Genomic DNA, 25,924 nt, shown 5'->3' with positions numbered 1-25,924 from the left:
TTGTCCCCAAGCGATCTCGAGGCGGTCGGGTGTCGCCGAGACGATGCGCCCGGGTCCGGCTTCCAAGGACGTTCCCTGGAAGGGGTTGGCATCGGCCGGGGCGGGGGCGAGGCGGCCGTCTGGGGTCCAACGACCCACCGGACCTGCCTGCGGGGCATCGCCGCGGCCGATCATCAGGGGAACGAACGTTCCGTCCGCGCGGAACTCCACCCCCCGCCGGCCGCGGGCCGGCGGGAAGGCGTAGTCGTCGCGGCGGTAGACGCTGATCCCGTCGTGGTCTTCCTCGACGGAATGTGTCCAGTGCCCGATCGGTGAGGTGGTCAGAGCCCCACCCCCTGGTGGATCGTGGCCGGCGAGTCGGGCACCGTCACCTTGAAGTCACTGATGACGCCGCCGAGCGGCTCGTAGCCGTTCCAGGCCGATCCGTCCCACCACTTGTGGTAGAGCTGCTTGTCGGTTCCGGTGACGAACACGTCCAGCCGGTTCGTGTCCCACGAGACCACGCGCGGCTCGTCGGTGCAGATCCCGCCCAGGTACTCGTACCCGGTGAGCGACGGTCCCCACGCGGAGCCGTCCCACCACTTGTGGTAGAGCGCCGAGTCCGTTCCGAGCACGAACACGTCCAGCCGGTCCGGACCCCACGAGACCACGGTCGGCGCCGTCGTACACACACCGCCCATGTACTCCCAGTCCGACCACGCCGAGCCGTCGTACCACTTGTGATACAACGCCGAGTCGGTGCCGATGACGAACATGTCCAGCCGGTCGGAGCCCCAGGCGACGACGCGCGGCGGTGAAGCGCAGACGCCGCCGAGGTACTCGTACCCGTTCCAGGCCGAGCCGTCCCACCACTTGTGGTAGACCGCGTTGTCCGTGCCGAGCACGAACGCGTCGAGCCGATCGGGGCCCCAGGCAACAACCTCCGGTGGGCTCATGCAGATCCCGCCGAGGTATTCGTAGCCGTTCCAGGCCGTGCCGTCCCACCACTTGTGGTACAGCGCCCGGTCGGTGCCGAGGACGAACGCGTCGAGCCGGTCCGGACCCCAGGTCGCCAGCCGCGGCGGGCTCATGCAGATCCCGCCAAGGTTCTCGTAGCCGTTCCAGGCCGTGCCGTCCCACCACTTGTGGTACAGCGCGTGATCGGTGCCGAGGACGAACGCGTCCAGCCGGTTCGGCGCCCAGGACGCGACTTCAGGAGCGCTCATACAGATTCCACCCTGGTACTCGTAACCTGCGACGGACGGTCCCCAGGCCGATCCGTCCCACCACTTGTGATACATCGCCAGGTCGGTGCCGAGCACGAACGCGTCGAGCCGGTTCGCGCCCCACGCGACGACCGATCCGGCGGGTTCCGGCGTACCGGCGCCGCCGAAGTCCGGAAGGTCCTTGCGCACGGTGTCCAGACACGCGTGCATCCGCGTCACCTGGTCGGTGGTGAACATGACCATGCCGCGATCGTCGGTGTAGTCCATGTAGTCGTAGAACAGGTCGCCGTTCGGCCCGTTGCTGCAGGTCACGTGCGGGAACGTCGGTACGCCGAAGTTCGGGCCGGCCGCGTTCGGGGTGTCGGCGCACTCGTCGCTGCCGCTGCAGCCGCTGCCGTCGTCGCCCCAGATGTGCAGCAGGTTCAGGTAGTGCCCGACCTCGTGGGTCGCGGTCCGGCCGAGGTCGAACGGCGCTGTCGCCGTACCGTTCGTGCCGAAGCCGCTGTGCAGGATGACCACGCCGTCGGTGTTCGCCGGGCCGCCGGGGAACTGTGCGTACCCGAGCAGGCCGCCGCCGAGCTGGCACACCCAGATGTTCAGGTAGTGGGCGGTGTCCCACGGGTCGATGCCGCCGGTGGCGGACGACTTCACCTTGTCGTCGGTGCCGAAGCTCGCCGTACTCGTCTGGGTCCGGGTGACGCCGGTCGTCGGGTTCCCGTTCGGGTCCTCGGTGGCCAGGTAGAACTCGATCCGGGTGTCCGCGATCAGGCCGCTGAACACGCCCGGAACGATGCTCGTGTCCGGGTTGGTGGCACGGTAGTCGCGGTTCAGTACGTCGATCTGGCTGTCGATCTGGGCCTGCGAGATGTTCTGCGCGTTGGTGTTCCAGACGACGTGGACGACACAGGGGATGCGGGCGATCCCGGTGAACCGTTGCTGCGCTGCGACGTAGCGCATCGTCGCGGTCTCGAGTGCCGATCGCGCTGCGGCGTACGCCGGTGAGGTCGACAGCAGTCGCCGGTGCACGTCCATCACGCCGCACTGGCGACGGGTCGGGAAGTCCGTGCGTCCGCTGTCGGTCGCGCCGCTCATACCGGCACCACCGGCCTGGCCGCCGCCCGACATCCCGGCACCGCCAGGCGATCCGCCACCTGTCATGCCTGCCCCGCCGGGTGCTCCGCCGCCGCTCATTCCGGCGCCGGCCGGCGAGCCGCCGCCGCCCATGTCCGCGGCCGGCGATCCGCCTCCACCCATGTCTGCGGCCGGCGATCCGCCGCTCATGTTCGTCGTACTGCCGGAAGCCGGCATCCCGTTCGCCGTGGGTTGTTCGCTGGTGGCATGCCCGTTCGACTCGCTCGCCGGGGCCTCGCCCGGCATCCGGTCGTCCCGGTGCTTGTCCGCCCGCCCGTTGGCCTTCCTCGGCATCTCTCCCCCTTCTGCGGGGGCGCACGAGCAGGCCGGCGCACGCCGAACCGAGGAGAGACCACCCCCAGCGCACCCCTCGACCGAAGACGGTCCTGCCGCCTTCCCCCACCGAACAGTCGGCCCCCAAGTCGCTGCTCTGGTTTCACGATCCGCTCATCACCGCCCGTGCACAACCCTTCGCGGACCGGCAGTAAAGATTCACGTGATTCGCTGTGTTGGTTGACGAATTTCAAGCGCTTGGAGGGTCCGGTGACGACGGCCGCTGCGCCGGATGCGACCCTGTGGTCGTGATCGGGTCTCGGAAGCCGGCGGCCTGCCTGGTGCTGACAGTGGTTCTGCTGTCCTGGGTAGTCCGGGACGCGATCGAGCACCACGGCCGGATCCACGCGGTCGGCACGAAGGTCGTGGTCTGTACCGCCGAGCACCCGCATGACGGACGGGCGCAGGTGCTGGATCACCTGGCCGACTGCGCCTACCGCGCGATGCGCAAGCTGTAGCTAGAGCGTTCGCTCCCACATCGTGCGTTGGGCGACCGGGCGGAAGCCGAGCTTGGTGTTGACGGCGATCATGGGCGCGTTCTCGGGGGCGTTCCAGGTGTGGAGTACGGCGGGGAGCGCGACGTCGGCTTGGAGGGCGCGGAGATTGGGGCCCTTCACCGCGATCCCGAGACGGTTGCCGCGGTGCGCACGACGTACGTAGGTGTCGTACTGGTTGAGTCGGTCGGGGGTTTCCGGCGTACCGCCCATCTGCGTGTACGCCGCCAGCTCGCCGGAGGCGGTGTGTACGGCGGCTGTGGTGTAGGTGAACCGGCCCTGGGCGACGCGGCGCTCCTCGGCGTCCCGGACGAGGTCGGGCGTCCAGCGAACCGCCTCGGAGGTGCGATCGCCGGTCGGTACGTCCTCGCTCATCCCACTCAGCAACTCCACGAACTGCTCGAGCCACTCGTCCGGCGCGTGCTCCCGCCACTGGACGATCTCGTACCCGTCGACCGGCTGCTCCACCACGTCGGTCATCGGCAGCTCGGCGACCTGATGCAGCTCGGCATGCTTCTTCACGAACCCCCGCGCCGCCGCGAACGCCGTACCCGGGCTTTCGCCGGTCACCGGATCACCAGCGACGTTCGTCCCCGAAACGATCCGCCGGCCGTCGGCCCTTGCGCGCTCGATCGCCGCGTCGAGCAGCTTCGTCGCAACCCCACGCCGCCGGTACGCCGGAGCGACCGCGAGCTCCACGTCCACGGTGTCGGTGTTCCCCACCAACCACCAGTCGAGCCACGCGACCCCGAGCCACGTGTCTCCGTCCACCAGCCCGAGCCCGTCCGCCCGCACTTCAGCATGCTCCCGCGCCATGAACACCCGAGCCTCTTCGAGCCCCATGCCCGCCGGAAACTCCAACTCTTCCCGCCGTACGTCGAACTTCACCTCGTAGAACCGCCGAAACGCGTCCGCATCCCGCCCGTCCACCCGCACAATCTCCACCCCGCGACCCTAAGCCGCCCCATCCGCCGCTGCCCGCGAATTACCATCCCCCGATGGGCCCGGCACCGCAGCACCACTTCGGCGTCTACGCCCGCATCCGCGACGCGGACCGCATCCTCCTGGTCCACAAGACCCGGGGCCCGTACACCGGCCTCCTCGACCTACCTGGAGGGAGTCCCGAACCGGGGGAGTCCTGGTCGGACACCCTCGAACGCGAACTCCAGGAAGAGCTCGGCCTGCACCTGGCGACGGTCGGCCACTTCAAGCCCTTCGCCCTTCACGTCCGAACGACCTCCACCGGCGCGCCCATCAACTTCCACCACCGCGGCGTCTTCCTCGACCTACCCCGCCCACCGGCCGCACCGTCCACGCTCGTCTCCCCGGACACGGCCGGGTGGCGGTGGTTCGACACCAGCACCGACGACAAGACCCACCTGAGCCCCGTCGTACAGGCCGTCTTGGCCCTCTGATCCAACTGGGAATAGGTGCTGGGGACTGGAGACAGGCAATTGCCTGTCCCCAGTGACCGTGGGGTGTGCTGGGTCAGTGGTGAGGGCGGACGGCTCGGTTGGCGGGTGGGTGAGGGAGCGGTTGGACCGAGCCGAGGAGTTCGTCGGCGAGTTGTTCGGGAGAGCGGGCTTCGGTGACGTCGAGGCGGTTCAGGGCGAGTTGTTCGACGAGGGCGAGCATTCTCGTCTGGTAGCCGATCGACCGGGCGAGGAACTTGTCGACCAAGTAGCGACCCTCCGCAGGCAGATCGTCGTACCTGCAGCTCCTCGATCTGCGGCCACATTCGCTCGTAGTGGTCGAGCAGAGCCGAGCTTGTCTGTGGACAGGTAGTCGAACCCGAGTCGCGCTGCCAGAACCTGGGCAACCGTCGACTTCCCGACATTCGAGGTCCACCGACCAGCACCACGCGCACGTCGTGCACTGAAGCCATTCAGTGGTGGGGGCGGAGGGCTCGGTTGGCGGCGGGTTCGGCTATTTGGGTGCGGAACTCGTTGGCGGGGTAGACGCCGAGGATGCGGACCTCTACCGAGAAGAAGGCGAGTTCCTCGAGCGCCAGCGCTACGTTCGGGTCCTCGGGGTGGCCTTCGATGTCGGCGTAGAACTGGGTGGCGAAGAACATGCCGCCCAGCTGGTACGACTCCAGCTTGGTCATGTTGACGCCGTTCGTCGCGAAGCCGCCGAGGGCCTTGTACAGCGCGGCGGACACGTTCCTTACCCGGTACACGAACGACGTGATGGTCGGCCCGGACCCTACCGGCGGGACCTCGGGTTCGCGGGACAGGACCAGGAAGCGCGTCGTGTTGTGGTGCTCGTCCTCGACGTCGGACGCCAGAGTCTCGAGCCCGTACAGCCCGGCCGCGGCCCGCGGAGACAGCGACGCGACGGTCGGATCACCCAGCTCCGACACCTCCCGCGCCGCACCCGCGGTGTCGTCGGCAACGACCGTCGACCACCCGTGCTCACGGATGATCTTCCGGCACTGCCCGAGGGCGTGCACATGGCTGCGGACCGTGCGGATCTGGTCGAGCGACGTACCGGGAACACCCAGCAGCTGGAAGTGGATCGGCAGGAAGTACTCGCCGACGATGTGCAGCCCGGACTCCGGCAGCAGGTGGTGGATGTCCGCGACCCGGCCGGCGATCGAGTTGTCCACCGGGATCATCGCGAGTCCGGCACGTCCGCTGCTGACCGCCTCGAGCGCGTCCTCGAACGTCGTGCAGGGCAACTGCTCGCGGTCCGGGAACATGTCGGTGCACGCCATCGCCGAGTTGGCGCCTGGCTCACCCTGGTAAGCGATCGGTCCGTCCACGATCTCCCAGAGTAGACCCACCCGATCTCACGAACCGGATCAGGTGTCCGTCTTGCGGACCTTCTCCGGTGCCCCGGTGACCGCGCGGCCCTCGAGCGCCTTGGCCTTGGTGGCGTACATGTCGATGTACTCCTGCCCGGACAGCTCCATGATCTTGTACATGATCTCGTCGGTGACCGCCCGCAGGATCAGCCGGTCGCTCTCCATCCCCTCGTACCGGGAGAAGTCCAGCGGCTCACCGAACTTCACGGTCGGCGAGGCGAACGACGCGACGATCTTCCCGGGCGGGGCGACCACGTCGGTCCCGATCACGCCGCACGGGATCACCGGCACCTTGGCCTCGAGCGCCAGCCGCGCGACGCCGGTCCGGCCCTTGTACAGCCGCCCGTCGTGCGAGCGCGTGCCCTCCGGGTAGATCCCGAACAGCTCGCCGCGCTCGAGCACCTTCATCCCGGCCCGCATCGCGCCCTCGGACGCCGACCCGCCGGACCGGTCGATCGGCACCTGACCGGTGCCCTTGAAGAACCCGCGCTGGAACCGGCCCTTGATCCCGGCCCCGGTGAAGTAGTCGGACTTCGCCACGAACGTGACGCGCCGCCGCAGCACCAGCGGCATGAAGATCCAGTCGGAGTACGAGAGGTGGTTGCTGGCGATGATCGCGGCGCCGGTCTCCGGGATGTTCTCGGCGCCGACCACGTTCGGCCGGAAGATCCGCTTCACCGGCGGTCCGACGAGCACGTTCTTCAGCACCCAGTAGATGCCCTTGCCGTCGCCGTCGCCGGCATCCACGACCGCAGGGTCCGGCTCCCGCCGCGGCGACTGTGCCGGTTCCGTCATCGGTGGTCCCTTCCGTAGAGGTCACGCAAGAGGTCACGCAGCCTCACGCGTTCCCCGACCCCTCATGATGCCGCACGATTGCCCGCTTGGCTCGTACGTCGCCACGCGGGAAGTCCTCACACTCGGCGGCAGGCCTTCGTAAGCTGCTGACGGCACCGTCGCCCAGGTGGGGGAGAGATCCATGCGCACGAAGCTCGTCACCGCAGTTCTAGCACTGCTAGCTGGAGTCCTGGTGACCCTGCCCGCGAGAGCGGCCGCCCCGGACGCGACCGTCGTACCGATCCAGGTGACCGGTCCGGCGGCGTCGCGGTTCAACCTGGTGGTGATGGGCGACGGCTACACGGCGGCCGAACTGCCGAAGTTCCGCGAGCAGCTGGACAAGCACCTGAACATCCTCTGGAGCATCGAGCCGTTCAAGTCGTACCGGAACTACGTCAACGTGTACGCCGTCGAGATCGCGTCCCCGGAGTCCGGCGTCGACTGCGATCCCGGTCTGACCGACCCGAAGCGCGACACCCCGCTGCAGATGGGCTTCTGGGGCGGCTGCAACCCGTCCAGCGTCCAGCGCCTGCTGACGGTCAGCCAGGCCGCCGCGACGCAGTACGCCGACCTCGTCCCGGGGACCACGAGCGCCAACCGGCAGATCCTTGCTATCGGCAACAGTGACACGTACGGCGGTGCGGGCGGGACGTACGCCACGGCGTCCGGGGGCAACGCGCTGTCCGCCCTGATCACGCCGCACGAGCTCGGTCACTCGCTCGGCGGGCTGCAGGACGAATACGACTATTACGCCCGCGGCGAGCGCGGTGCGCCGTACGTCGGTCCTGAGCCGTCCTCGATCCACCACACGCTGCTCACCGAGAAGCAAATGCTGGATCAGCACAAGAAGTGGTGGCGCTGGCTGGGGGAGAAGTCCGAGTCCGGCGGGACGATCGGCCGGTACGAGGGCGGCATGTACGCCGGTTCGGGCGTCTGGCGGCCCAGTGCGCACTCGATGATGAAGGCCCTCGGCTACTACTTCGACCAGCCGTCGCGGGAACGGATGACCCAGCGCCTCTCCGCCAAGGCGAACCTCTTCCAGGACAGCACCCCGGCCGGACCGGTCGCGCCCGACCAGGTCGTTTGGCTGCAGACCCTGCACCCGGTCGACCACGAGCTCGACGTCACCTGGGCCGTCGACGGTACGGCGCTGCCGACCGCGAACGCCCGTTCCGTCGACCTGTCGACGCTCGATCTCGCGTCCGGGCCGCACACGCTTTCCGCGACGATCGTCGACCCGACCGAATTCATCCGCGATCCCGCCGTACGGCCGACGGCCACCCGTTCGTGGACCGTCGACCCGTCCCTTCGAGCGGCTGCACAAACGTTTGAGCCGACGTTCATCGGGTCCACGTCGACCGAGCATCCGGTCGGCGCCGACGAGGTCGTGTACGCCGAGACCAAGCAGTCCGCCGGCGCGATCGTGTGGAAAGTCGACGGTCGGATTGTCGACAACCCAGGCAACGATCGCGACTTCGATCTCGCCCCGCTGAAGCTGACCGGGCGGCACACCCTGACCGCGCAGACCGGCTCCGAAACACTCAGCTGGGACGTCGACGGCGTACAGCCGGTCGTGACGCCCACGATGTCGAAACCGCTGCTCACCGTGCAGAAACCGAGCGGGCCGGAGTACATCTACAACGACGCGTTCACGATGGGTCTGGCCGCGACGGACAACAGCGCGGGGTACGTCGTACCGGAGTTCCGCGTCGACGGGGACGGTTGGTACAACTACTACGGCTGGCCGACCGACGCGTCCGCGCCGTTCCGGTTCACCGCCGAGGGGACCGCAATCGACCAGCTCGTGTACGGAAAACTCGGCGTACCGCGGATCGTTCCGTGGGACGACGTACCACCTGGCTACGGGCGTCATCAGGTCGAGTACCGCGCCATCGATGCCCCCGGCAACATCGGTGACCCGCGCCGGTTCGCCGTCACGCTCCTGCGCCCGGCCCCTGCCTGTACGACGACACTCACCGGGACGCACGACCGCCCGCTGTACCTCAGTAAGGGCGTGACGTGCCTGACCAACGCCACCGTCAACGCCGCCGTCGTGGTCGCCGCGGGCGCATCCCTTGTCGCCACCGACTCGCGCGTCAACGGCCCTGTCCGTGCCGATCAGGCGGCAGACCTGCACCTGCTGCGCTCCACGATCGGCGGACCGGTCAGCGCGAGCGGCGTCACCCGCAGCCTGGTCGCGGTCGGCAGCACCGTCCAGGCTCCGCTGTCCGTCACGGGTAGCCGCACGACCGACCCGGTCACGCTCGCCGGGAACACCGTCAACGGTCCGCTCAGCTGCTCGGCCAACACCCCGGCACCGACCAACCTGCAGGCGCCGAACCAGGTCTCCGGGCCACGTTCCGGTCAGTGCGCGAGGCTCTGAGCCGGACGGACATGCAGGTGAGTTTCGCCGACATGTTCCCGGCGATCGGGATCTTCTAACTTTCTCGGTGCGGGGAGTTCCCGCCGTACCGAAGGAGTGAGATGAACGGACTGCGGGTGGCCTCGTTGATGGCGGCCACGATGACGACGGGCCTGGTGGCCGGCGTGTACGGGATCTACGCGAACGCGTTCATGCCCGGGCTCGCGAAGACCGACGACAGGACCTTCGTCGGGGCGTTCACGGCCGTCGACCGGGCGATCGTGAACCCGCTGTTCCTCGGCCTCGGGTTCGTCGGCGCACTGCTCTTCACGCTGCTCGCGGGGCTGCTCGGCCTCAAGGAGAAGGCGCTGCCGTGGATCGCGGTCGCGTTCGTGCTGTACCTGGTCTCGATGATCCTGACGATGGCGGTGAACGTACCGCTGAACGACGCCCTGAAAGCGGCCGGTGATCCGGCCACGATCGACGTCGCGGCAGCCCGCGCGGCGTTCGACGAGGCGAAGTGGGTGGCCTTCAACCTGGCCCGGACCCTGCTCGCCCTGGTCTCGTTCGGCCTCCTCGGCTGGGCCCTCTACCTGACCGGAAAATCCGCCGCCCAGCCCTGAGATTATTCGCAGTATTTCCAGGTACGGTTCGTCGAATCGCGACCTGGGGAGGCGCAGGTGGAGGACTCGACGGACTGGTGGGACCATCGGCCGGTCTTCTCGACCACCGACAAGATGGCCCGCATCACCGGGCTCGCCCCTGGCGCGCGGCCTGGACGCGTGACGACACGCTTGCTGGTCTCGGTTCTGCTGTGCTTCCTGGGGTGGGGCGCCGTGAGCCTGCTGGGTACGTCGGCCCTTTGTGGCGCGACGTCGGCTCCGGCCAGCACCTGTGCCGTCGACATCCACATCTCAGCCGGCTGGTGCATCGCGGCAGCTGTCGTCGTGGGCTACCTGGTCCTCGCCGTCACGTCCGACCTGACCGAGAACGCACGCCAGCGGCTCGGGCAGCGGCGTGCGGCGTCCCTGCTCCGCTCTGCCCCGCTCCTGGCCGGGATGTCCGTCGGGGCCTTCATCTCGGCCGCCACCGCGGTCGCGCCCGATCCGTCCGACGTACTCCGGCGTACCGTCCACGGCGAAATCGGCACCGAATCCATCGCCATCTCGGCGGTCGTGGCGGTGGTGACCGGCCTCTGGGCCGTCACCGTGGCGGTTCGGCTGCCGTCGGCACTGCGGCACGCGCGGCAGCGTCAGGCGACCATCGAACGACTGCGACGGGACGGGCGCCAGTACGCCGGGCAGGTGAAGCTCGGCCGCGTCGCGATCTGGCTCGGGAACAACCCCGAGTTGGAGGTCACGATCGCGTACGAGTCGCCGGCCGGCTCGCACGAGGTACAGGCGCGGATGCGGACGTCGCCCGACCGGGTGCCGGTAGACGGCAGCCAGGTCGTCGTCTTCGACGACCTCCGTGGCGTCGTTCACGTCGAGCTCGATGCCGCCGCTGAGCCGGCCTTCGAGGCGGAGGCGCGGTACGCCCCGTCGGAGTGAGTGGGTTCTGAGAGACTGTGCGCGTGCCACCAGTTCAAGCTCCGCCGTCGCAGCAGCTCCCCGCGGTCCAGAAGCTGCGGGTGAGGTTCGCCAAGCGCGGACGGCTGCGATTCACCTCACACCGCGACTTCCAGCGGGCGTTCGAGCGCGCCGTACGGCGGGCCGAGCTCCCGGTGGCGTTCTCGCACGGTTTCAGCCCGCACCCGAAGATCTCGTACGCCGGTGCCGCGCCGACCGGGGCCGCCTCCGAGGCGGAGTATCTGGAGATATCGCTCACACACGAGCGGGACGCCGATCAGGTCCGGGCCGCCCTGGACGAGGCGCTGCCGCCCGGGCTGGACGTCCTCGAGGTGGTCGTCGCCGGGCCGGGTGCGCTGGCCGAGCGGCTGGAGGCCAGTGAGTGGCAGATCGCGCTGCCCGGAGCGGATCCCGAGGCGGCCGCCGCGGCGGTGCGGACGTTCCTCGAGCAGGACGAAATTCTGGTCGAGCGCATGACCAAACGGGGAGTTCGCTCGTTCGACTGTCGGGCTGCTGTTCTCCGACTCACCGTCGCGAGTGAACCGGGGCCGGTTGCGGCGTGTGCGATACTGCAAGTGGTGTTACGGCACGGAACCCCGGCCGTGAGACCCGACGACGTTCTCGCCGGCGTGCTCGAGGTAGCGACGCTCCCGGTGACGGGCCCGGCTCTTTTGACCAGGCTCGCCCAGGGCCCGCTCACCACGGACACCGGCACGGTGGAAGATCCGCTCGCTCGTGACCGCGACGCCAACCAGGCGACCGCGACCGGCCAGGCAGATCCCCGCCAGACGCACACAGCGGAGGGCGACGCCGCCGCTCCCTCTGTGCCCTGAGCGCGGGCGGAGCGGATCCAGCAGGCTTCCGCCGTACCGCGGCCCGTGCACCATCCGAGGGCCCGGTGAGGCGAACCGTGACCGCCTTGTGGCCGCGCCGGACCCGTGACAGGGGTCGCCGGATGCGCCGGAGGGCTTGAGGAGACCCGCACTACATGCTCGACAACGAGCCGACCACCGAAGCAGCCGGCACGGCTGCCCCCGCCCAGTCCGCCGCCACCCGCAAGACTGCGAAGACGGCCGCTGCGAAGAAGACGACGACGACGCGTAAGCGCGCCGCGAAGAAGACCGCTGAGCCGGCCGCTGAGGCCGCTGAGCCGGCCAAGAAGACGGCTGCCAAGGCGGCCGCCAAGAAGGCGCCGGCCAAGAAGGCTGCGGCGGCCCCCGCGAAGAAGGCCGCGGCAGCCAAGAAGACGGCCAAGCGCACCACCAAGAAGGCCGCGTCCCAGGACACCTTCCCGGAGCTGTTCGCGCCGCCCGCGGAGACCCCGGCGGAGACCACCGCCGAGGCCGAGCCGACCGCTCCGGCCAAGAAGGCCACCCGCAAACGCACCTCCAAGAAGACCGCGGCCACCCCGACGACCGACGCCCCGGCCGCGGCCGACACCGCCGGCTCCGCGTCTACGGGCTCCGCGCCCGCCGACGCCGCAGCGACCGCCGGCACCGACGAGCACGCCAGCACTTCCGGTGCTGGGGCTGCTGAGGCGCCGGCTGCCAAGCGCGGCTCTCGGCGCCGTACGACGAAGTCCGCCGCGGCAGCGGCCGACTCGGCAGCGGCCAACTCCGCGGCGTCCGAGGCCCCGACCACGACTCCCGACGCTCAAACGACGGCTCCCGACGCCGCGGCTGCTGTGAACGTCGAGACCCAGGCCGAGGAGCCGAGCGCACGGCGTACCCGCCGCCGGCCGGCTGCTGCGCCGGTGCTGTTCCAGGCGCCGACCGACGTACCGCAGTCAGACGAGGCCGCGACCGCCAAGACCACCCAGCCCAAGACCGGTCAGGCGAAGGCCGGCCAGCCCGCTCAGGCGGAGACTGCCGCAGTGGATGGCGCGGCCCCGGAGCCGGGTGCCGACGAGCAGCCGACCGGCACGCGCCGCCGCCGGAGCCGTCGCGGTCGCGACGCCGAGGCCCGCGACACCGCGCCCGAGGCGACCACCGACGACGCCCCGCAGACCGTGAGCGCCGACCAGGCTGACGGCGAAGCCGACGCGAAGCCTGAGGGCCGCTCCAGCCGCAGGACCCGCACCAGGACCAACGCCGAGACCGCCGCCAAGAGCGACGACACCGACGAGACCACCGACGCCGACGCGGAGGCTGCTGACAGCTCCGCCGACGGGCAGGGTGAGGACGGCGAGGAAGGCACCCGCCGTCGCCGCCGTCGCCGTGGCGGTCGCCGCCGCCGCAAGTCCGGTGACGCGGACGGCGCGGACGACAGCGCCGACGAGCAGTCCGACGACGACCAGGACGACGAGTCCGAGCAGGACACCGACGCCCAGGCAGCTGACTCCGACGCCGACGCCGAGGCCGACACGGACGAGGACGGCGAAGCGGGCGGCAGCTCCACCCGTCGTCGCCGTCGCCGTCGCCGCCGCAAGGGCGAGGACAGCGTCGCGTCCCCCGACGACCCGGACGAGACCGTCGTACGGGTCCGCGAGCCGCGCAGCAAGAACAGCGCGAACGAGGTCACCGCGATCGAGGGCTCGACCCGTCTCGAGGCGAAGAAGCAGCGTCGTCGCGAGGGCCGCGCCGCCGGCCGTCGCCGGGCGCCGATCGTCACCGAGGCCGAGTTCCTGGCCCGGCGTGAGTCGGTCGAGCGGACGATGGTGATCCGGTCCCGCGAGGACGTGACCCAGATCGCGGTCTCCGAGGACAACGTCCTGGTCGAGCACTACGTGACGACCGCGGAGCAGACCTCGCTGATCGGCAACGTGTACCTCGGCCGCGTGCAGAACGTGCTGCCCAGCATGGAGGCGGCGTTCATCGACATCGGCAAGGGCCGCAACGCGGTGCTGTACGCCGGTGAGGTCGACTGGGCGACCCTTGGTGGCGCCAACGGCCCGCGCAAGATCGAGCAGGTGCTGAAGTCCGGTCAGTCGGTCCTGGTCCAGGTGACCAAGGACCCGATCGGCCACAAGGGCGCCCGCCTCACGAACCAGATCAGCCTGCCCGGCCGGTACGTCGTGTACGTCCCGCGCGGCGGCAACGGCGGCATCAGCCGCAAGCTCCCCGACACCGAGCGGAACCGGCTGAAGACGATCCTCAAGGACATCGTCCCCGACGAGGCCGGCGTCATCGTCCGGACCGCCGCCGAGGGCGCCTCGGAGGAAGAGCTGACGTCTGACGTCAGCCGCCTGCAGACGGCCTGGGAAGAGATCGACAAGCTGTCCAAGAACGGTCAGTCCCCGCAGTTGCTGTACGGCGAGCCCGACCTGCTGATCCGCGTCGTACGGGATCTGTTCACCGAGGACTTCGCCAAGCTGGTCGTCTCCGGCGACCGTGCGTACGACCAGGTCCGGGAGTACGTCGAGGGCGTCGCGCCGCACCTGGTCGAACGGGTCGAGAAGGCCCACAGCGACGTCTTCTCGGACTACCGGATCGACGAGCAGATCAAGAAGGCCCTGGACCGCAAGGTCTGGCTGCCGTCCGGCGGCTCCCTGGTCATCGACCGCACCGAGGCGATGACGGTCGTCGACGTGAACACCGGCAAGTTCACCGGGTCCGGCGGCAACCTCGAGGAGACCGTCACCAAGAACAACCTGGAGGCGGCCGAGGAGATCGTCCGGCAGCTCCGGCTCCGCGACATCGGCGGCATCATCGTCATCGACTTCATCGACATGGTGCTCGAGTCGAACCGGGACCTGGTGCTGCGCCGGCTGGTCGAGTGCCTGGGCCGCGACCGGACCAAGCACCAGGTGGCCGAGGTCACCTCGCTCGGCCTGGTCCAGATGACCCGCAAGCGGATCGGCACCGGCCTGCTCGAGGCGTTCAGCGAGAACTGCGACCACTGTGGTGGCCGCGGCCTGATCCTGCACGACGAGCCCAAGGAGTCCCGTCGCCGGGACGGCCGCAACGGCCAGAACAACGGCCAGAACAACGGCCAGAACAACGGCCAGAACAACGGCAATGGTCAGGACCAGAAGCCCGCGCAGGCGGAGGAAGGCGGCCGGAAGAGTTCGCGTCGCCGCCGCGGCAAGGGCCGGGGCGACGACGAGCAGGCCACCGAGCCCGAGGCGCCGCAGCACAACGGCGACGCCGCCCAGAAGCTGGCCCAGATCGCCGCCGCCTCCGCGAAGGCGGACGAACAGCCGGGCGAGCAGTCGGGCGAGCAGTCGGGCGAGCAGACGGGCGGTACGCCGGAACCCACCGGCTACCCGGTGTCCGCCGGCGCCGACGAGCACGTGAGCCCCGAGGCCACCGGCTTCCCGGCCCCGGAGACCGCGTCGGTCGTCTCGGAGACCGCTGAGGCAGCGGACGCCGCGCAGAACGGCGCCCCGAAGAGCACCCGGCGGCGGCGCAGCAGCCGCAGCCGGAGCAAGACCGCTACCGACAGTGAAACGACCGAACCCTCGGAGCTCGTCACCACCGGTAGCTGACGCGATGTGATGTGGGTCCCTCACGGGCCGGGGCAGCCAGTTTGACCCGCTTGTGAGGGGACCCGTAAACTTGAGCGTCGGCGCGCGTTCCCCGCGTGCCATGTTTGTGTGGGCCGCCAGGTCTGTGCAGGCCCCCGTAAGTTTTCCGATCCAGCAGAGAGTGAGATCCACGGTGTACGCGATCGTGCGCAGTGGCGGCACCCAGCAGAAGGTCGCCGTCGGCGATGTCATCGAGATCGACAGCCTGACCGACCAGGTGGGCGACACTGTGTCGCTGCCGGCGGTGCTCGTCGTGGATGGCGACACCGTGACGGCCGACGCTGCGGCGCTCGCCAACGTGGCCGTGTCGGCCGAGGTCCTGGGCCGCACCAAGGGCCCGAAGATCCACATCCTCAAGTACAAGAACAAGACCGGTTACCGCAAGCGCCAGGGGCACCGTCAGCACTACACCCAGGTCAAGGTCACCGCGATCGACGCGAAGAAGAAGTGAGCTGATCAAGACATGGCACACAAAAAGGGAGCAGCGTCGACCCGTAACGGTCGCGACTCCAACGCCCAGCGCCTCGGCGTGAAGCGGTACGGCGGTCAGCTGGTCAACGCCGGCGAGATCATCGTCCGTCAGCGTGGCACCCACTTCCACCCGGGCAACCTGGTCGGCCGTGGCGGCGACGACACGCTGTTCGCGCTGGCCGAGGGCAAGGTGGAGTTCGGCACCCGGCGCGGTCGCCGCGTCGTCAACATCGTCCCGGCCCCGGCGGAGTAACACCGCCACCCGGACGTATCAGCAGCTCTGCAAAGGGCGGGTCGCGGAATTCCGCGACCCGCCCTTTTGCTTTACCACTACGGACGCCCACACCATCACAACCGGCCCTACCGCCGGAGCGTGAGCGGGAGTCGCCGCGGAGTGCGGTGATTGTGATGGCCTGGCGGTCCGGCCCCTACAGAAAGCAGAACCACCGATGGCCATCCCCAGCTTCGTCGACCGCGTCACGGTGCATGTCACCGCGGGCCGCGGCGGAAACGGCTGCGCCTCGGTGCACCGGGAGAAGTTCAAGCCGCTCGGCGGCCCCGACGGCGGGAACGGCGGCGACGGCGGCAGCGTGATCCTGCGCGTCGACCCCGACGTCACGACGCTCGTCGACTACCACCGCTCCAGCCACCGCACCGCCACGAACGGTGCCCAGGGCAAGGGTGACCACCAGGCCGGCGCCAACGGCGGCGACGTGGTCCTCGGCGTCCCGGACGGCACCGTCATCAGTACGGCGAGCGGCGAGGTCCTCGCGGATCTGGTCGGGCCGGGCGCGGAGTTCGTCGCGGCGCAGGGCGGTAAGGGCGGTCTGGGCAACGCAGCGCTGGCGAGCAGTTCGCGGAAGGCGCCCGGGTTCGCGCTGCTCGGTGAGGAGGGCGAGGAGCGGACGCTCGTCCTGGAGCTGAAGGTCGTCGCCGACGTCGGCCTCGTCGGGTTCCCGAGCGCCGGCAAGTCGTCGCTGGTCGCCTCGATCAGCCGCGCCCGGCCGAAGATCGCGGACTACCCGTTCACCACCCTGATCCCGAACCTCGGCGTGGTCGTTGCCGGTGACACCACGTTCACCGTCGCCGACGTACCCGGTCTGATCGAGGGTGCGAGCGAGGGGCGCGGGCTCGGGCACGATTTCCTGCGGCACGTGGAGCGGTGTGCGGCACTGGTGCATGTCATCGACTGCGCGACGTACGAGCCGGGCCGGGATCCGTTGAGCGACCTCGACACGATCGAGGGGGAGCTCGCGGCGCACGGCGGGCTCGAGGACCGGCCGCGACTCGTTGCCCTGAACAAGATCGACGTACCGGACGCCCGCGAGATCGCCGAGATGGTGCAGGCCGAGCTGGTGGAGCGCGGGTACCGGGTGTTCCCGATCTCGACCGCTTCGCACGAAGGCCTGGAGGCCTTGAAGTTCGCGATGGCCGAGATCGTCGTCCGGCGGCGTGCGGAGCGGGCGAAACCCGACACCACGCGGATCGTGATCCGGCCGCAGGTGCAGGGCGGGCCCGAGTTCAAGGTGAAGAAGCTGCCGGACGACAGCGGCTGGCTGGTGCAGGGCCAGAAGCCCGAGCGCTGGGTGCGGCAGACAGACTTCGCGAACGCGGAGGCGACCGGGTACCTCGCCGACCGGTTGAACCGGCTCGGGGTCGAGGAGGAGCTGCTCAAGCTCGGTGCGAACCCGGGCGACGCGGTCGTGATCGGGGACGGACCGAACGCGATCGTGTTCGACTTCGCGCCCGACGTCCAGGCCGGTGCGGAGATCCTCGCCCGGCGCGGTGAGGACCACCGGCTAGAGGAGGATCGTCCCGCGGCGCAGCGGCGGCGGGCGAAGGACACCGAGTACCACGCCTTCCGGGAGGGCGAGCGGACCGAGGACTGGTCGGAGTACGGCCAGAACTGGGACGCCGACGAGGTCGACCTGTCCCCGGCCGAGGCGAAACGAGCAGCAGACGCTGCGGCGAAGCTGGCGCGCAAAGAGGCGCGCGAGCTGGCGGCGCAGGAGGAACTCGACCAGAACGGTTGATCCATGACGGTGCATCCCAGGACAGGGCGCGCGGAGGCTGTGAACGCCACGCGAATCGTCGTGAAGGTCGGCTCGTCGTCGCTGACCCAGCGCGGCAAGATCGACCTCGAACGGCTCCGGCTGCTCGTCGACGCCATCGCGGCACGCCGGGTGGAGGGCGCCGAGGTCGTGCTCGTCTCGTCCGGCGCGATCGCCGCCGGCCTGGCTCCGATGGGATTGCGGACCCGGCCGCGTGACCTGGCGACGCAGCAGGCCGCCGCGTCGGTCGGTCAGGGACTGTTGATGGCCCGCTACAGCGATGCCTTCGCGGCGCACGGACTGCGGGTCGGACAGGTGCTGCTGACGGTGGACGATGTGACGCGCCGATCGCACTACCGCAATGCCTACCGGACGTTCGCGCGGTTGCTCGAGCTGGGCGTCGTACCGATCGTGAACGAGAACGACACGGTCGCGACCACCGAGATCCGCTTCGGCGACAACGACCGGCTCGCGGCGCTGACCAGTCATCTCGTGCACGCCGACCTGCTGCTCCTGCTCTCCGACGTCGACGGTCTGTACGACGGGGATCCGCGCAAACCCGGTACGTCGATGGTCACCGAGATCCGTGGCGCCGCCGACCTGGAGCCGCTCGCGATCGGGAAGACCGGCTCGTCGAGCGTCGGCACGGGTGGCATGCAGACGAAGGTCGAGGCGGCCGCAATCGCTACGGAGGCAGGGATTCCGGTGATCCTGACCTCCGCCGGGCGGGTCGGTGAGGCGCTCCGCGGGGAGCCCGTCGGCACGCTGTTCCACCCGACCGGCCGGCGCCGCAAGACGCGCCTGCTGTGGCTGGCCCACGCCACGTCGGGTCAGGGCATCCTGCGGTTGGACGAGGGAGCGGTCCGTGCGGTCACGCAGCGCCGCGCATCGCTCCTACCGGCCGGAATCACCGCGGTAGAAGGCACTTTCTCCGCCGGCGACCCGGTAGACCTCGTGTCGCCGACGGGTGTCGTCATCGCCCGCGGGCTGGTGAACTACGACGCCTCCGAACTCCCCGACCTGCTAGGCCGCACCACTCGAGACCTGGCCCGCGAGCTAGGTGCGGCGTACGAACGCGAGGTGGTCCACCGCGACGACCTGGTCCTCCTGTGAGGAAGGTGGCATCGTGGCCTGCTCGCGGCGTGGATCGTCCACGACCTTGAAGAGCTGGCCACGATGCCGTCGTTCTCACAAGGCACCGACCTCCCGGCGCCGCTGGCGAAGGTGCTGCCGATGTCACGCACCGAGGCGACCACCGCGATCGCTCTGACCGGGGTAGCCATGGCAGCCGCGTCAGCTGCGGGGGCTGCGACAGGTGGGCGGAGCAAGTTCTTCCAGGCAACATTGGCAGGCTTCGGTCTGCACGCCGGCACCCACTTGGCACAGTCCGCCGTACTGTGCCGCTACACCCCCGGCCTGATCACGACTCCGTTGGTGGTGATCCCGTTCAGCGCGTGGGCGTGGCGGCGGCTGAAGAGCGAGGGCGTACCCATCGCCCCGACCGATCGCCGCCTCACCGTCGCCCTGGCCGCGATCGTCCCGCTGTCACACGCGATCGCGCGCCTTCCCCGCCTGCGACGGACCTGAAGCCCATCACAATGCGTGTCCGGTGGCCGCCGCCACGCTCGGTCGCGCGTCCTGCGAGCGATTGTGATGGCCTGGCGATCCGCGGATCCCCACCACTCATCAACCCCGTCCGGACGGGCGATCTGTCGGGATGCTCACGCGCGGTCGTGGCGAGGAGCCGGCGGTTGATGAGTGGCGGGCGTCCGGGCCGTCTGGTGAGATCGGCGTCCTTCTTCGTGAGTGTGGGGTCATACGATGAAGGGGTGAGCGAGATCATCGAGTTGGCGCGGCGGGCGCGGGTGGCGTCGTACGCGTTGGCAGAGGCGTCCCGGGCGACCAAGGACGCGGCGTTGCACGCGATGGCGGCGGCGCTGCGGGCGAACACCGACGCGATCGTCGCGGCGAACGCGAAGGACGTGGCGGCGGCGCGGGATGCCGGTACGCCGGAGTCCACGGTCGACCGGCTGGCGCTGGACCCTTCGCGGGTCGACGCGATGGCGGCCGGGCTGGAGCAGCTCGCAGGGCTGGCGGACCCGATCGGTGAAGTGGTCCGCGGGTACACGCTGCCCAACGGACTCGAGCTCCGCCAGGTGCGGGTGCCGTTCGGCGTCGTCGGGATCATCTACGAGGCCCGGCCGAACGTGACCGCCGACGCCGCGGGCATCTGCCTGAAGTCCGGGAACGCGGTCCTGTTGCGCGGTTCGTCGTCCGCGGCAGCGTCCAACGAGGCGATCATCGCCGTACTGCGGGACGCCGCCGAGTCGGCCGGGCTACCGGCGGACGTCGTGCAGGGCGTGCCGACGGATCGGGCCGCGGTGAAGGAACTCATGCAGGCGCGCGGTCTGGTCGACGTACTGATCCCGCGCGGCGGCGCCGGGCTCATCCAGACGGTGGTCAGCGAGTCGTCCGTGCCGGTGATCGAGACCGGGGTCGGCAACTGTCACGTGTACATCGACGCGGAGGCGGATCTCGACCTCGGCCTGGAGATCCTGCTCAACTCCAAGACCCAGCGCCCGAGCGTGTGCAACGCGGCCGAATCCCTGCTGGTGCACGCATCGGTGGCCGACGAGTTCCTGGCCCGTGCGCTGCCCGCGCTCGCCGAAGCCGGCGTCACCGTCCACGGCGACCCGAAGGTAGTTGCGATCAGCAACAACCGGCCGACGACGGACGCGGGTGCCGCCGTCGAGGGTGCGGGTGACGTCGAGGGTGCGGGTGCCGTGGTGGGTGTTGGTGCCGTGGTTGGTTCGGTGGTGGAGGCGACCGAGGAGGACTTCGGGGCGGAGTACAACTCGCTCGATCTGTCGGCGGCCGTCGTCGACTCGCTCGAGGACGCGGTGCAGCACATCCGCCGCTACAGCTCCGGTCACACCGACGCGATCATCACCCGCTCGCAGGCGGCCGCGCGCCGGTTCACGACCGCAGTCGACTCGGCGGCGGTCGTGGTGAACGCGAGCACCCGCTTCACCGACGGCGGCGAGTTCGGCTTCGGCGCCGAGATCGGCATCTCCACCCAGAAACTCCACGCCCGCGGCCCCATGGGCCTGCCCGAAATGACCTCGACCAAGTACGTGGTCACCGGCGAAGGCCAGATCCGCACCTAAATCACCCGAGTAACCGCGCCCCGTCATGCACCTGCACGACGGGGCGCTCGCCTGAGACCACCGCAAGCGCCGCGCAATGCTCTACCCCCACCTCCAAATCCCGCACCTGAACACCATCCGGCACCGCCGCGCGCGGGTCTCCGCGTAGTCCTTCACCTGTTGCCTTCACGACTGCCTCTTTCCGCGTCCAGTACGTCGTGAACGCCCGCGCCTTCGCGACCCCGTCGTACCCGCTCAACTCGCGCATCTCCGCGTCCGTCAACGCAACCCGAGCCACCGCTTCGACATCCACCCCCAGGTCGACCTTCTCTACATCCAGCCCCACCGGCCGATCGGCCACCGCGATCCCCACCAGATCACCCGAATGCGTCACCGACAACTCGACCCCCGCAGCCCGCACCTTCCCATGCGGCTTCCTGCACGCCGGGCACGTCCTGTCCAAGACAACCCTTGCTGCAGGCAATGAAAACCTCTGAGCCAGCACTCGCCGCACCAACGTCACCCCCAGCAGAAACCGCGCCTTGTCCGCCTCCCGCAGATAAGCCGCCAACCGCCCCCGCTCGACCTCGTCCAGATCCCGCACGAACTCGTCCCGAGCCGCCTCAACCCCCACCCACCAAACCTCAACCCCCACACCACCACCCCGCACACCACCACCCCGCGCGTCGCCACCCGGCGCGTCGCCACCCGGCGCGTCGCCACCCGGCGCGTCGCCACCTGGCGCGTCGCCACCCGGCGCATCACCGCCCCGCGCCGTCATCCCGGCTCGCCGTTCCCAGGTCGCTTCACGTCCGACCTCGTCGTTTCTGTGCCGGTCACGTCCCGACCCCTGTGCCGGTCACGTCCCGACCCCTGTGCCGGTCACGCTCCGGCCTCTGTGCTTCGGGGTGTGCTCATACCGGGCCCGGGGTCCAGGTGAGGGTGCCTGTTCGGAGGTCGTGGAGGACCGAGTCGATCCACTTCGCCTCGGCCACGGCGACCGCGACCTGGTACTCCGTCTCGAGCAGCGCGAACCGGGGGACCGGCTGCCCGTTCACCTCCGACCGAAGCTCCAGTTGCAACTCCGCGATCCGCTTGGTCAACCGCTCGCGCCGCTGACCAAGCAACTCACCCGCGGTCTCCGGCGGCACCAGCATCACGAACGACAACCCCGCCGGGAACTCCGGGAACTCGTTCCGCGGCGTCGTCAGGATCTCCGCCAACCATTCCCGGCAGATCTCCCGCCCCTCATCGGTCAGGTGGTAGACCGTCCGCTCCGGATACCGCTCGTCCTGCTCCGTCGCGCCGGCCGTGATCAGGCCGGCTTCCTCCAGACGCACGATCATCCGGTACAGGCTGGTCCGCTGCCCGACGTTGACCACCTGGTCCTTGCCCCATTGCTTGATCAGCCGCTGGATCCCGTACGGATGCAGCGGCCCGTTCTCCAGCAGGCCGAGGATCGCCAGCGCCAGCGTTGAGCGTCGAAAAGTCACCCCTCCACCATAGGGGACAGAGAAACTAGTTGCAATGTAACTAGATCGCATGTAACTATCGATCCATGAGAGCAGCAGAACTGACCCAGGGCACCGTCACCTCCCGCGACGGCACGGAGATCGGCTACTACAAGACCGGCGAGGGCCCGGCCGTCGTCGTCCTGCACGGCAGCATGGAGTCGGCCCGCAGCCACACGCTGTTCGCGGAGGCGCTGGCCGACGAGTTCACCGTCTACCTCCCGGACCGTCGCGGCCGCGGGCTCTCCGGCCCGCACAAGCCGGACCACGGCGTCCGCACCGAGATCGAGGACCTGGACGCCGTTCTCACCGCAGCCGGAGCCGAGCGCGCGTTCGGCGTCAGCGCCGGGGGAGCGGTCGTCCTGGAGGCCGCCCGCACCCTCCCGAACCTCAAGCAGATCGCGCTCTACGAGCCTGCGATCGTCGCCGACGGCGCGCCGCATCGCGAGTGGCTGGCGCGGTTCGACCAGGAGATCGCCCGCGGCGACGTGGCCGGAGCGATGGTGACGAGCATGTTCGGCTTCGAGATGGCGCCGGCGTTCCTCAAGATGATGCCGCGCGGCCTGCTGCGCTGGATGACGGAGAAGATGATGGCGAAGGAGGAGCGCCAGGCCGACGCCGGGGCGATCACCATGCGTCAGTTGGCTCCCACGATCCGCGCCGAGGGCACGATCGTGGCCGAACTGGGCGGCACCTTCGACACGTTCCGCAGCGTCGAGGCCGAGGTCCTGCTCCTCGGTGGCAGCAAAGGTCTTCCCGGCCTCGGTCCCGGCCGAGCGACCTTGGAGAAAGTGCTACCGCACTGCCGCCGGATCGAGTTCGACGGCTACGACCACGGCTCGTCCTCGGACCCCGGCGGCGTCAACCCCAACGGCAAGCCCGAGGTCGTACGGCGCATCGCCGCCGAGGTGAAGTCCTTCTTCAAGCAGTCGTGAGCGCCCACTCGACGGCATCCGCGATATCGGAGACCGGGTACCGCACGGCCTGCACCACCCGGTCCGCGCCAACCACCAGCACGACCCGCTTCAACCGCTCGTATCCGCCGGCCCGGAAGGTCGGCAACCGCAGCGCCGCCACCAGCTCCAGATCGACATCGGACAGCAGCAGGTGCGGGATCTCTTCCGCCCGGGCGAACGCCTGCTGCTCATCGGTCCGCTGGGTGCTCACCCCACGGACCGCGATCCGCTGAGACGCGAAGTCGTCGTACCGGCCCGCGAAGAGCCGATTCTCCAGCGTGCATCCGGCCGCTCCGGCGATCTCGTCCCATCCGTCCGGTAGTCGAGTTGGTCGCCCGGTCGCCGGGTACCCGAACAGCACAGTCGCTCGCGCGTCCGCGTCCACCACGTCAACCGTCGTACCAGTGATCGACGGCAAAGCGACGTACGGCACCCGTTGACCCACCAGCTCCTGCAGGCGCTGCGCCGGCGGCTCGTCCGCGGTGTTCGTCCCGGTGAGTGACCCGTCACCGAGCAGCCAGCGGTCACCCCAGTCCTGCAGCGCGACGAGGACCGGCAGCAATGCGCGCCCGCGCGGCGTCAATTCATAGGCGTAGCGCGTCGGCCGGTCCTGGTACGCCGACCGCTCGACGATCCCGCTCTCCAGCAGGCCGTTCAGCCGCTCGGTCAGCACCTTCCGGGAGATGTGCAACGACCCCGCCAGCTCGTCGAACCGCGCCAGCCCGCGGGCCAGATCGCGGACGATCAGCAGTTCCCAGCCGTCGCCGATGACGCCGAGGGACTGCGCGATCGCACAGTCCGGCTCCGGCGAGAAGGTGCTCCGCCGCATGTCCGCGCTCCTTGGAATCCCGGTTGCCGTCACAGTGGCCGGTCGAGTAAGTTCCCAACAGGAACTCAATATAACCGAGGGGGCGGACGTGTACTGGCGCCGGATCGCGGAGCTGCCCACCTGGCTCAAGGCGGTGATGGTCGGCCAGCTCGTCAACGGGGCCGGCGCGCTCGCCTGGGTCTACCTCACGCTCTACCTCGTCGAGGACCGCGGTATGTCGGCGCAGCAGGCCGGGTTCGCTGCGGCGGCGTACGGCGTCGGCCTGGTCGGCGGCAACCTCGGCGGCGGCTGGTTCGGCGACCGGTTCGGTCTGCGTACGGCGGCGCTCGCGAGCCAACTGCTGTGGGCGGCCGCGTGCGTCGCGATGCCCTTCGTGCCGGGAGCAGCGCTAGCTTTTCTAGCAGCGCTAGCGGGTCTGTTCGGCGGGGCCGGGCGTCCCAATCTGAGCGCCCTCGTCACGACGTCGCTCCCGCCCGAACGCCGCCGCGAGGGCGTCGCGCTGTCCCGCACCGCAGCCAACGCCGGCTTCACCATCGGACCGCCCCTCGGCGGCCTGCTCGCGGCGTACGACTTCTCGCTGGTCTTCGTCGTCGACGCCGTCACCAGCCTGGTCATGGCCGTGATCGTGTGGCGCTGGGTTCCGAGTGCGCGTCGTACTCCGGGGCCATCGGCAACCGGTTTGTGGAAGTCGGTGCTGAGCGATCGTCCGGTCCTGATGGTGCTGGCGACGATCGTGGTGGTCGACACCGCCTACCGGCAGATCTTCGCCACGATGCCGCTGCTCCTGCGCGATGCGGGTACGCCGGCCGTCGCGTACGGCGTACTGCTCGGGGCCAGCTCGGTCGTCATCGTCCTCTTCGAGGCGCCGATCGCCGTACGCCTCCAGGGTCATCGCGCGACCCGGGTGATCGCGGCCGGCTTCGCGTGCATCGGCCTGGGGCTCGCGATCATCGGCGTCTGGCCGGCGCTGGCGGGGGCCGCGCTCGCGATCGTGGTGATGACGGCGGGGGAGATGCTCTACAAGCCGACCGCCACCGCGCACGTGGCCGATGCGGCGCCGGAGGGGATGGTCGGGCGGTACTCGAGCCTGTACGCCGCCGCGTCGATCAGCGGCATGTTCCTCGCGCCGGCGCTTGGCGGTACGGCGTACCAGCACGCGCCGCGACTGCTCTACCCGGTCGCCGCAGGCCTGGCGCTGGCTGCGGGCGCCGTACTGCTGCTCACTCGGGTAAAGGTGCGGGACGTCCTTCCCAGCGAGTCGACAGCACAACCGTCGTCCGCGTCCTGACCACGCCGTTCACGCGCCGCAGTGAGCCGACGACCGCCTCCAGTTGCGTCACGTCGGCCACCCGAACCTTGACCACGAGCTCCTGATCGCCGGCGACGAACCAGCAGTCCTCGACTGCGGGAATCTCGCGGACCTGCTCGACGATGTCGTCGGTCTCGACGTCGTCGCGCTGGAACAGCCCGATCAGCGCGCTCGTGCCGAGGCCGACCTGGTCCGGGGCGACCACCGCGCGGTAGCCGAGCAGTACGCCGCGCTCCTCGAGACGTCGTACCCGCTCCTGGACGCTCGGGCCGGACAGTCCGACCACCCGGCCGAGCTCGGCCCAGCTGGAGCGGCCGTTCAGCCGGAGCGCCTCGATCAGCTGCCGATCGATCGCGTCCATTACGCCTCCTGTTCACCGCTGATTCCAAGGCGAGGAATGTCCTGCGCCTTTAATTCGTTTGTGAGAGCGTAACTCTTACCGTACAATTTGAG

At 69.6% G+C, this 25,924-nt stretch carries 24 protein-coding genes; 15 read left to right on the top strand and 9 right to left on the bottom strand.

From position 1 onward, the window contains the following. Positions 1-320: 320 nt before the first annotated feature. On the bottom strand, positions 321-2,630 hold the full coding sequence (locus EV137_RS10305; RefSeq protein WP_238175209.1) for a DUF8189 domain-containing protein: 2,310 nt from the start codon (positions 2,628-2,630) through the stop codon (positions 321-323). Positions 2,631-2,917: 287 nt separating this feature from the next. Here EV137_RS10305 and EV137_RS10300 point away from each other — a divergent pair, with 287 nt between their 5' ends. Then, complete coding sequence (locus EV137_RS10300) at positions 2,918-3,127, top strand: hypothetical protein (RefSeq protein ID WP_134128100.1); 210 nt, start codon at positions 2,918-2,920, stop codon at positions 3,125-3,127. Here EV137_RS10300 and EV137_RS10295 read toward each other — a convergent pair whose 3' ends face one another. After that, positions 3,128-4,108, bottom strand: a complete 981-nt coding sequence (locus tag EV137_RS10295) for a GNAT family N-acetyltransferase (RefSeq protein ID WP_238175208.1) — start codon at positions 4,106-4,108, stop codon at positions 3,128-3,130. It abuts the gene before it with no gap. A 53-nt stretch (positions 4,109-4,161) separates the two neighbouring features. Between EV137_RS10295 and EV137_RS10290 the strand changes: the two genes are divergently transcribed. Further along, positions 4,162-4,578, top strand: a complete 417-nt coding sequence (locus EV137_RS10290; protein WP_134128098.1) for an NUDIX domain-containing protein — start codon at positions 4,162-4,164, stop codon at positions 4,576-4,578. 73 nt (positions 4,579-4,651) lie between these two features. Here EV137_RS10290 and EV137_RS41015 read toward each other — a convergent pair whose 3' ends face one another. The 3 genes from EV137_RS41015 to EV137_RS10275 form a co-directional block, all read right to left on the bottom strand. Continuing rightward, the gene (locus EV137_RS41015) at positions 4,652-4,843 is read right to left on the bottom strand and encodes a hypothetical protein (RefSeq protein ID WP_202870871.1); all 192 of its coding nucleotides are present in this window, start codon (positions 4,841-4,843) and stop codon (positions 4,652-4,654) included. A gap of 205 nt (positions 4,844-5,048) precedes the next feature. Then, positions 5,049-5,927 carry a prephenate dehydratase gene (locus tag EV137_RS10280; protein WP_133782039.1) on the bottom strand — a complete coding sequence of 293 codons (879 nt, stop codon included), beginning with the start codon at positions 5,925-5,927 and terminating at the stop codon, positions 5,049-5,051. A 39-nt stretch (positions 5,928-5,966) separates the two neighbouring features. Continuing rightward, positions 5,967-6,764: a lysophospholipid acyltransferase family protein gene (locus tag EV137_RS10275; protein WP_134000474.1), complete on the bottom strand. Its 798-nt coding sequence runs from the start codon at positions 6,762-6,764 to the stop codon at positions 5,967-5,969. Between the two features lie 181 nt (positions 6,765-6,945). On the opposite strand from EV137_RS10275, the gene EV137_RS10270 reads away from it, so the two are divergent. From EV137_RS10270 to EV137_RS10220, 11 genes are all read left to right on the top strand, one after another. Beyond that, positions 6,946-9,186, top strand: coding sequence for a M64 family metallopeptidase (locus EV137_RS10270; protein ID WP_134128096.1), 2,241 nt, complete (start codon positions 6,946-6,948; stop codon positions 9,184-9,186). Positions 9,187-9,287: 101 nt separating this feature from the next. Then, positions 9,288-9,788 carry an anthrone oxygenase family protein gene (locus tag EV137_RS10265; protein WP_134128094.1) on the top strand — a complete coding sequence of 167 codons (501 nt, stop codon included), beginning with the start codon at positions 9,288-9,290 and terminating at the stop codon, positions 9,786-9,788. A 57-nt stretch (positions 9,789-9,845) separates the two neighbouring features. After that, entirely contained in the window at positions 9,846-10,715 is an 870-nt protein-coding gene (locus EV137_RS10260) for a hypothetical protein (RefSeq protein ID WP_134128092.1), read from the top strand. Between the two features lie 23 nt (positions 10,716-10,738). After that, positions 10,739-11,566, top strand: a complete 828-nt coding sequence (locus tag EV137_RS10255) for a TIGR03936 family radical SAM-associated protein (protein ID WP_134000466.1) — start codon at positions 10,739-10,741, stop codon at positions 11,564-11,566. A gap of 155 nt (positions 11,567-11,721) precedes the next feature. Continuing rightward, a complete protein-coding gene (locus EV137_RS10250; protein ID WP_134128090.1) occupies positions 11,722-15,159 on the top strand; it encodes an Rne/Rng family ribonuclease in 3,438 nt (1,145 codons plus the stop codon). Positions 15,160-15,331: 172 nt separating this feature from the next. Beyond that, positions 15,332-15,649 (top strand): 50S ribosomal protein L21, encoded by a 318-nt coding sequence (gene rplU, locus EV137_RS10245; RefSeq protein ID WP_133780972.1) that lies wholly within the window; start codon positions 15,332-15,334, stop codon positions 15,647-15,649. A gap of 12 nt (positions 15,650-15,661) precedes the next feature. Then, positions 15,662-15,922 carry a 50S ribosomal protein L27 gene (gene rpmA / locus EV137_RS10240; protein ID WP_132405181.1) on the top strand — a complete coding sequence of 87 codons (261 nt, stop codon included), beginning with the start codon at positions 15,662-15,664 and terminating at the stop codon, positions 15,920-15,922. A gap of 196 nt (positions 15,923-16,118) precedes the next feature. Further along, positions 16,119-17,702, top strand: a complete 1,584-nt coding sequence (gene obgE, locus EV137_RS10235; RefSeq protein WP_134128088.1) for a GTPase ObgE — start codon at positions 16,119-16,121, stop codon at positions 17,700-17,702. A gap of 3 nt (positions 17,703-17,705) precedes the next feature. After that, positions 17,706-18,833: a glutamate 5-kinase gene (gene proB / locus EV137_RS10230; RefSeq protein WP_134128086.1), complete on the top strand. Its 1,128-nt coding sequence runs from the start codon at positions 17,706-17,708 to the stop codon at positions 18,831-18,833. Between the two features lie 18 nt (positions 18,834-18,851). After that, on the top strand, positions 18,852-19,307 hold the full coding sequence (locus EV137_RS10225) for an HXXEE domain-containing protein (protein ID WP_255517791.1): 456 nt from the start codon (positions 18,852-18,854) through the stop codon (positions 19,305-19,307). A 242-nt stretch (positions 19,308-19,549) separates the two neighbouring features. Then, entirely contained in the window at positions 19,550-20,887 is a 1,338-nt protein-coding gene (locus EV137_RS10220; protein ID WP_134128082.1) for a glutamate-5-semialdehyde dehydrogenase, read from the top strand. Position 20,888: 1 nt separating this feature from the next. On the opposite strand, the gene EV137_RS10215 is transcribed toward EV137_RS10220, so the two are convergent. Together EV137_RS10215 and EV137_RS10210 are read right to left on the bottom strand one after the other, a co-directional pair. Next, positions 20,889-21,470, bottom strand: coding sequence for a 4'-phosphopantetheinyl transferase family protein (locus EV137_RS10215; RefSeq protein WP_202870869.1), 582 nt, complete (start codon positions 21,468-21,470; stop codon positions 20,889-20,891). A 310-nt stretch (positions 21,471-21,780) separates the two neighbouring features. Further along, a complete protein-coding gene (locus tag EV137_RS10210) occupies positions 21,781-22,359 on the bottom strand; it encodes a PadR family transcriptional regulator (RefSeq protein WP_202870868.1) in 579 nt (192 codons plus the stop codon). 65 nt (positions 22,360-22,424) lie between these two features. Here EV137_RS10210 and EV137_RS10205 point away from each other — a divergent pair, with 65 nt between their 5' ends. Next, entirely contained in the window at positions 22,425-23,312 is an 888-nt protein-coding gene (locus EV137_RS10205; RefSeq protein WP_134128076.1) for an alpha/beta fold hydrolase, read from the top strand. Here EV137_RS10205 and EV137_RS10200 read toward each other — a convergent pair. Continuing rightward, entirely contained in the window at positions 23,299-24,162 is an 864-nt protein-coding gene (locus EV137_RS10200) for a winged helix-turn-helix transcriptional regulator (RefSeq protein WP_134128074.1), read from the bottom strand. The genes EV137_RS10205 and EV137_RS10200 overlap by 14 nt on opposite strands. Between EV137_RS10200 and EV137_RS10195 the strand changes: the two genes are divergently transcribed. After that, on the top strand, positions 24,161-25,450 hold the full coding sequence (locus EV137_RS10195; RefSeq protein ID WP_134128072.1) for an MFS transporter: 1,290 nt from the start codon (positions 24,161-24,163) through the stop codon (positions 25,448-25,450). The two genes, EV137_RS10200 and EV137_RS10195, sit on opposite strands and share 2 nt — an antisense overlap. On the opposite strand, the gene EV137_RS10190 is transcribed toward EV137_RS10195, so the two are convergent. Further along, positions 25,383-25,832, bottom strand: coding sequence for an Lrp/AsnC family transcriptional regulator (locus EV137_RS10190; protein ID WP_134000446.1), 450 nt, complete (start codon positions 25,830-25,832; stop codon positions 25,383-25,385). The genes EV137_RS10195 and EV137_RS10190 overlap by 68 nt on opposite strands. Between the last annotated feature and the right edge of the window lie 92 nt (positions 25,833-25,924).

The organism is Kribbella pratensis, from assembly GCF_004366075.1.
GTDB classification, from domain to species: domain Bacteria; phylum Actinomycetota; class Actinomycetes; order Propionibacteriales; family Kribbellaceae; genus Kribbella; species Kribbella pratensis.
Note: the sequence above shows the minus strand (reverse complement) of the source record. Positions and strands in the feature narration are given on the sequence as shown.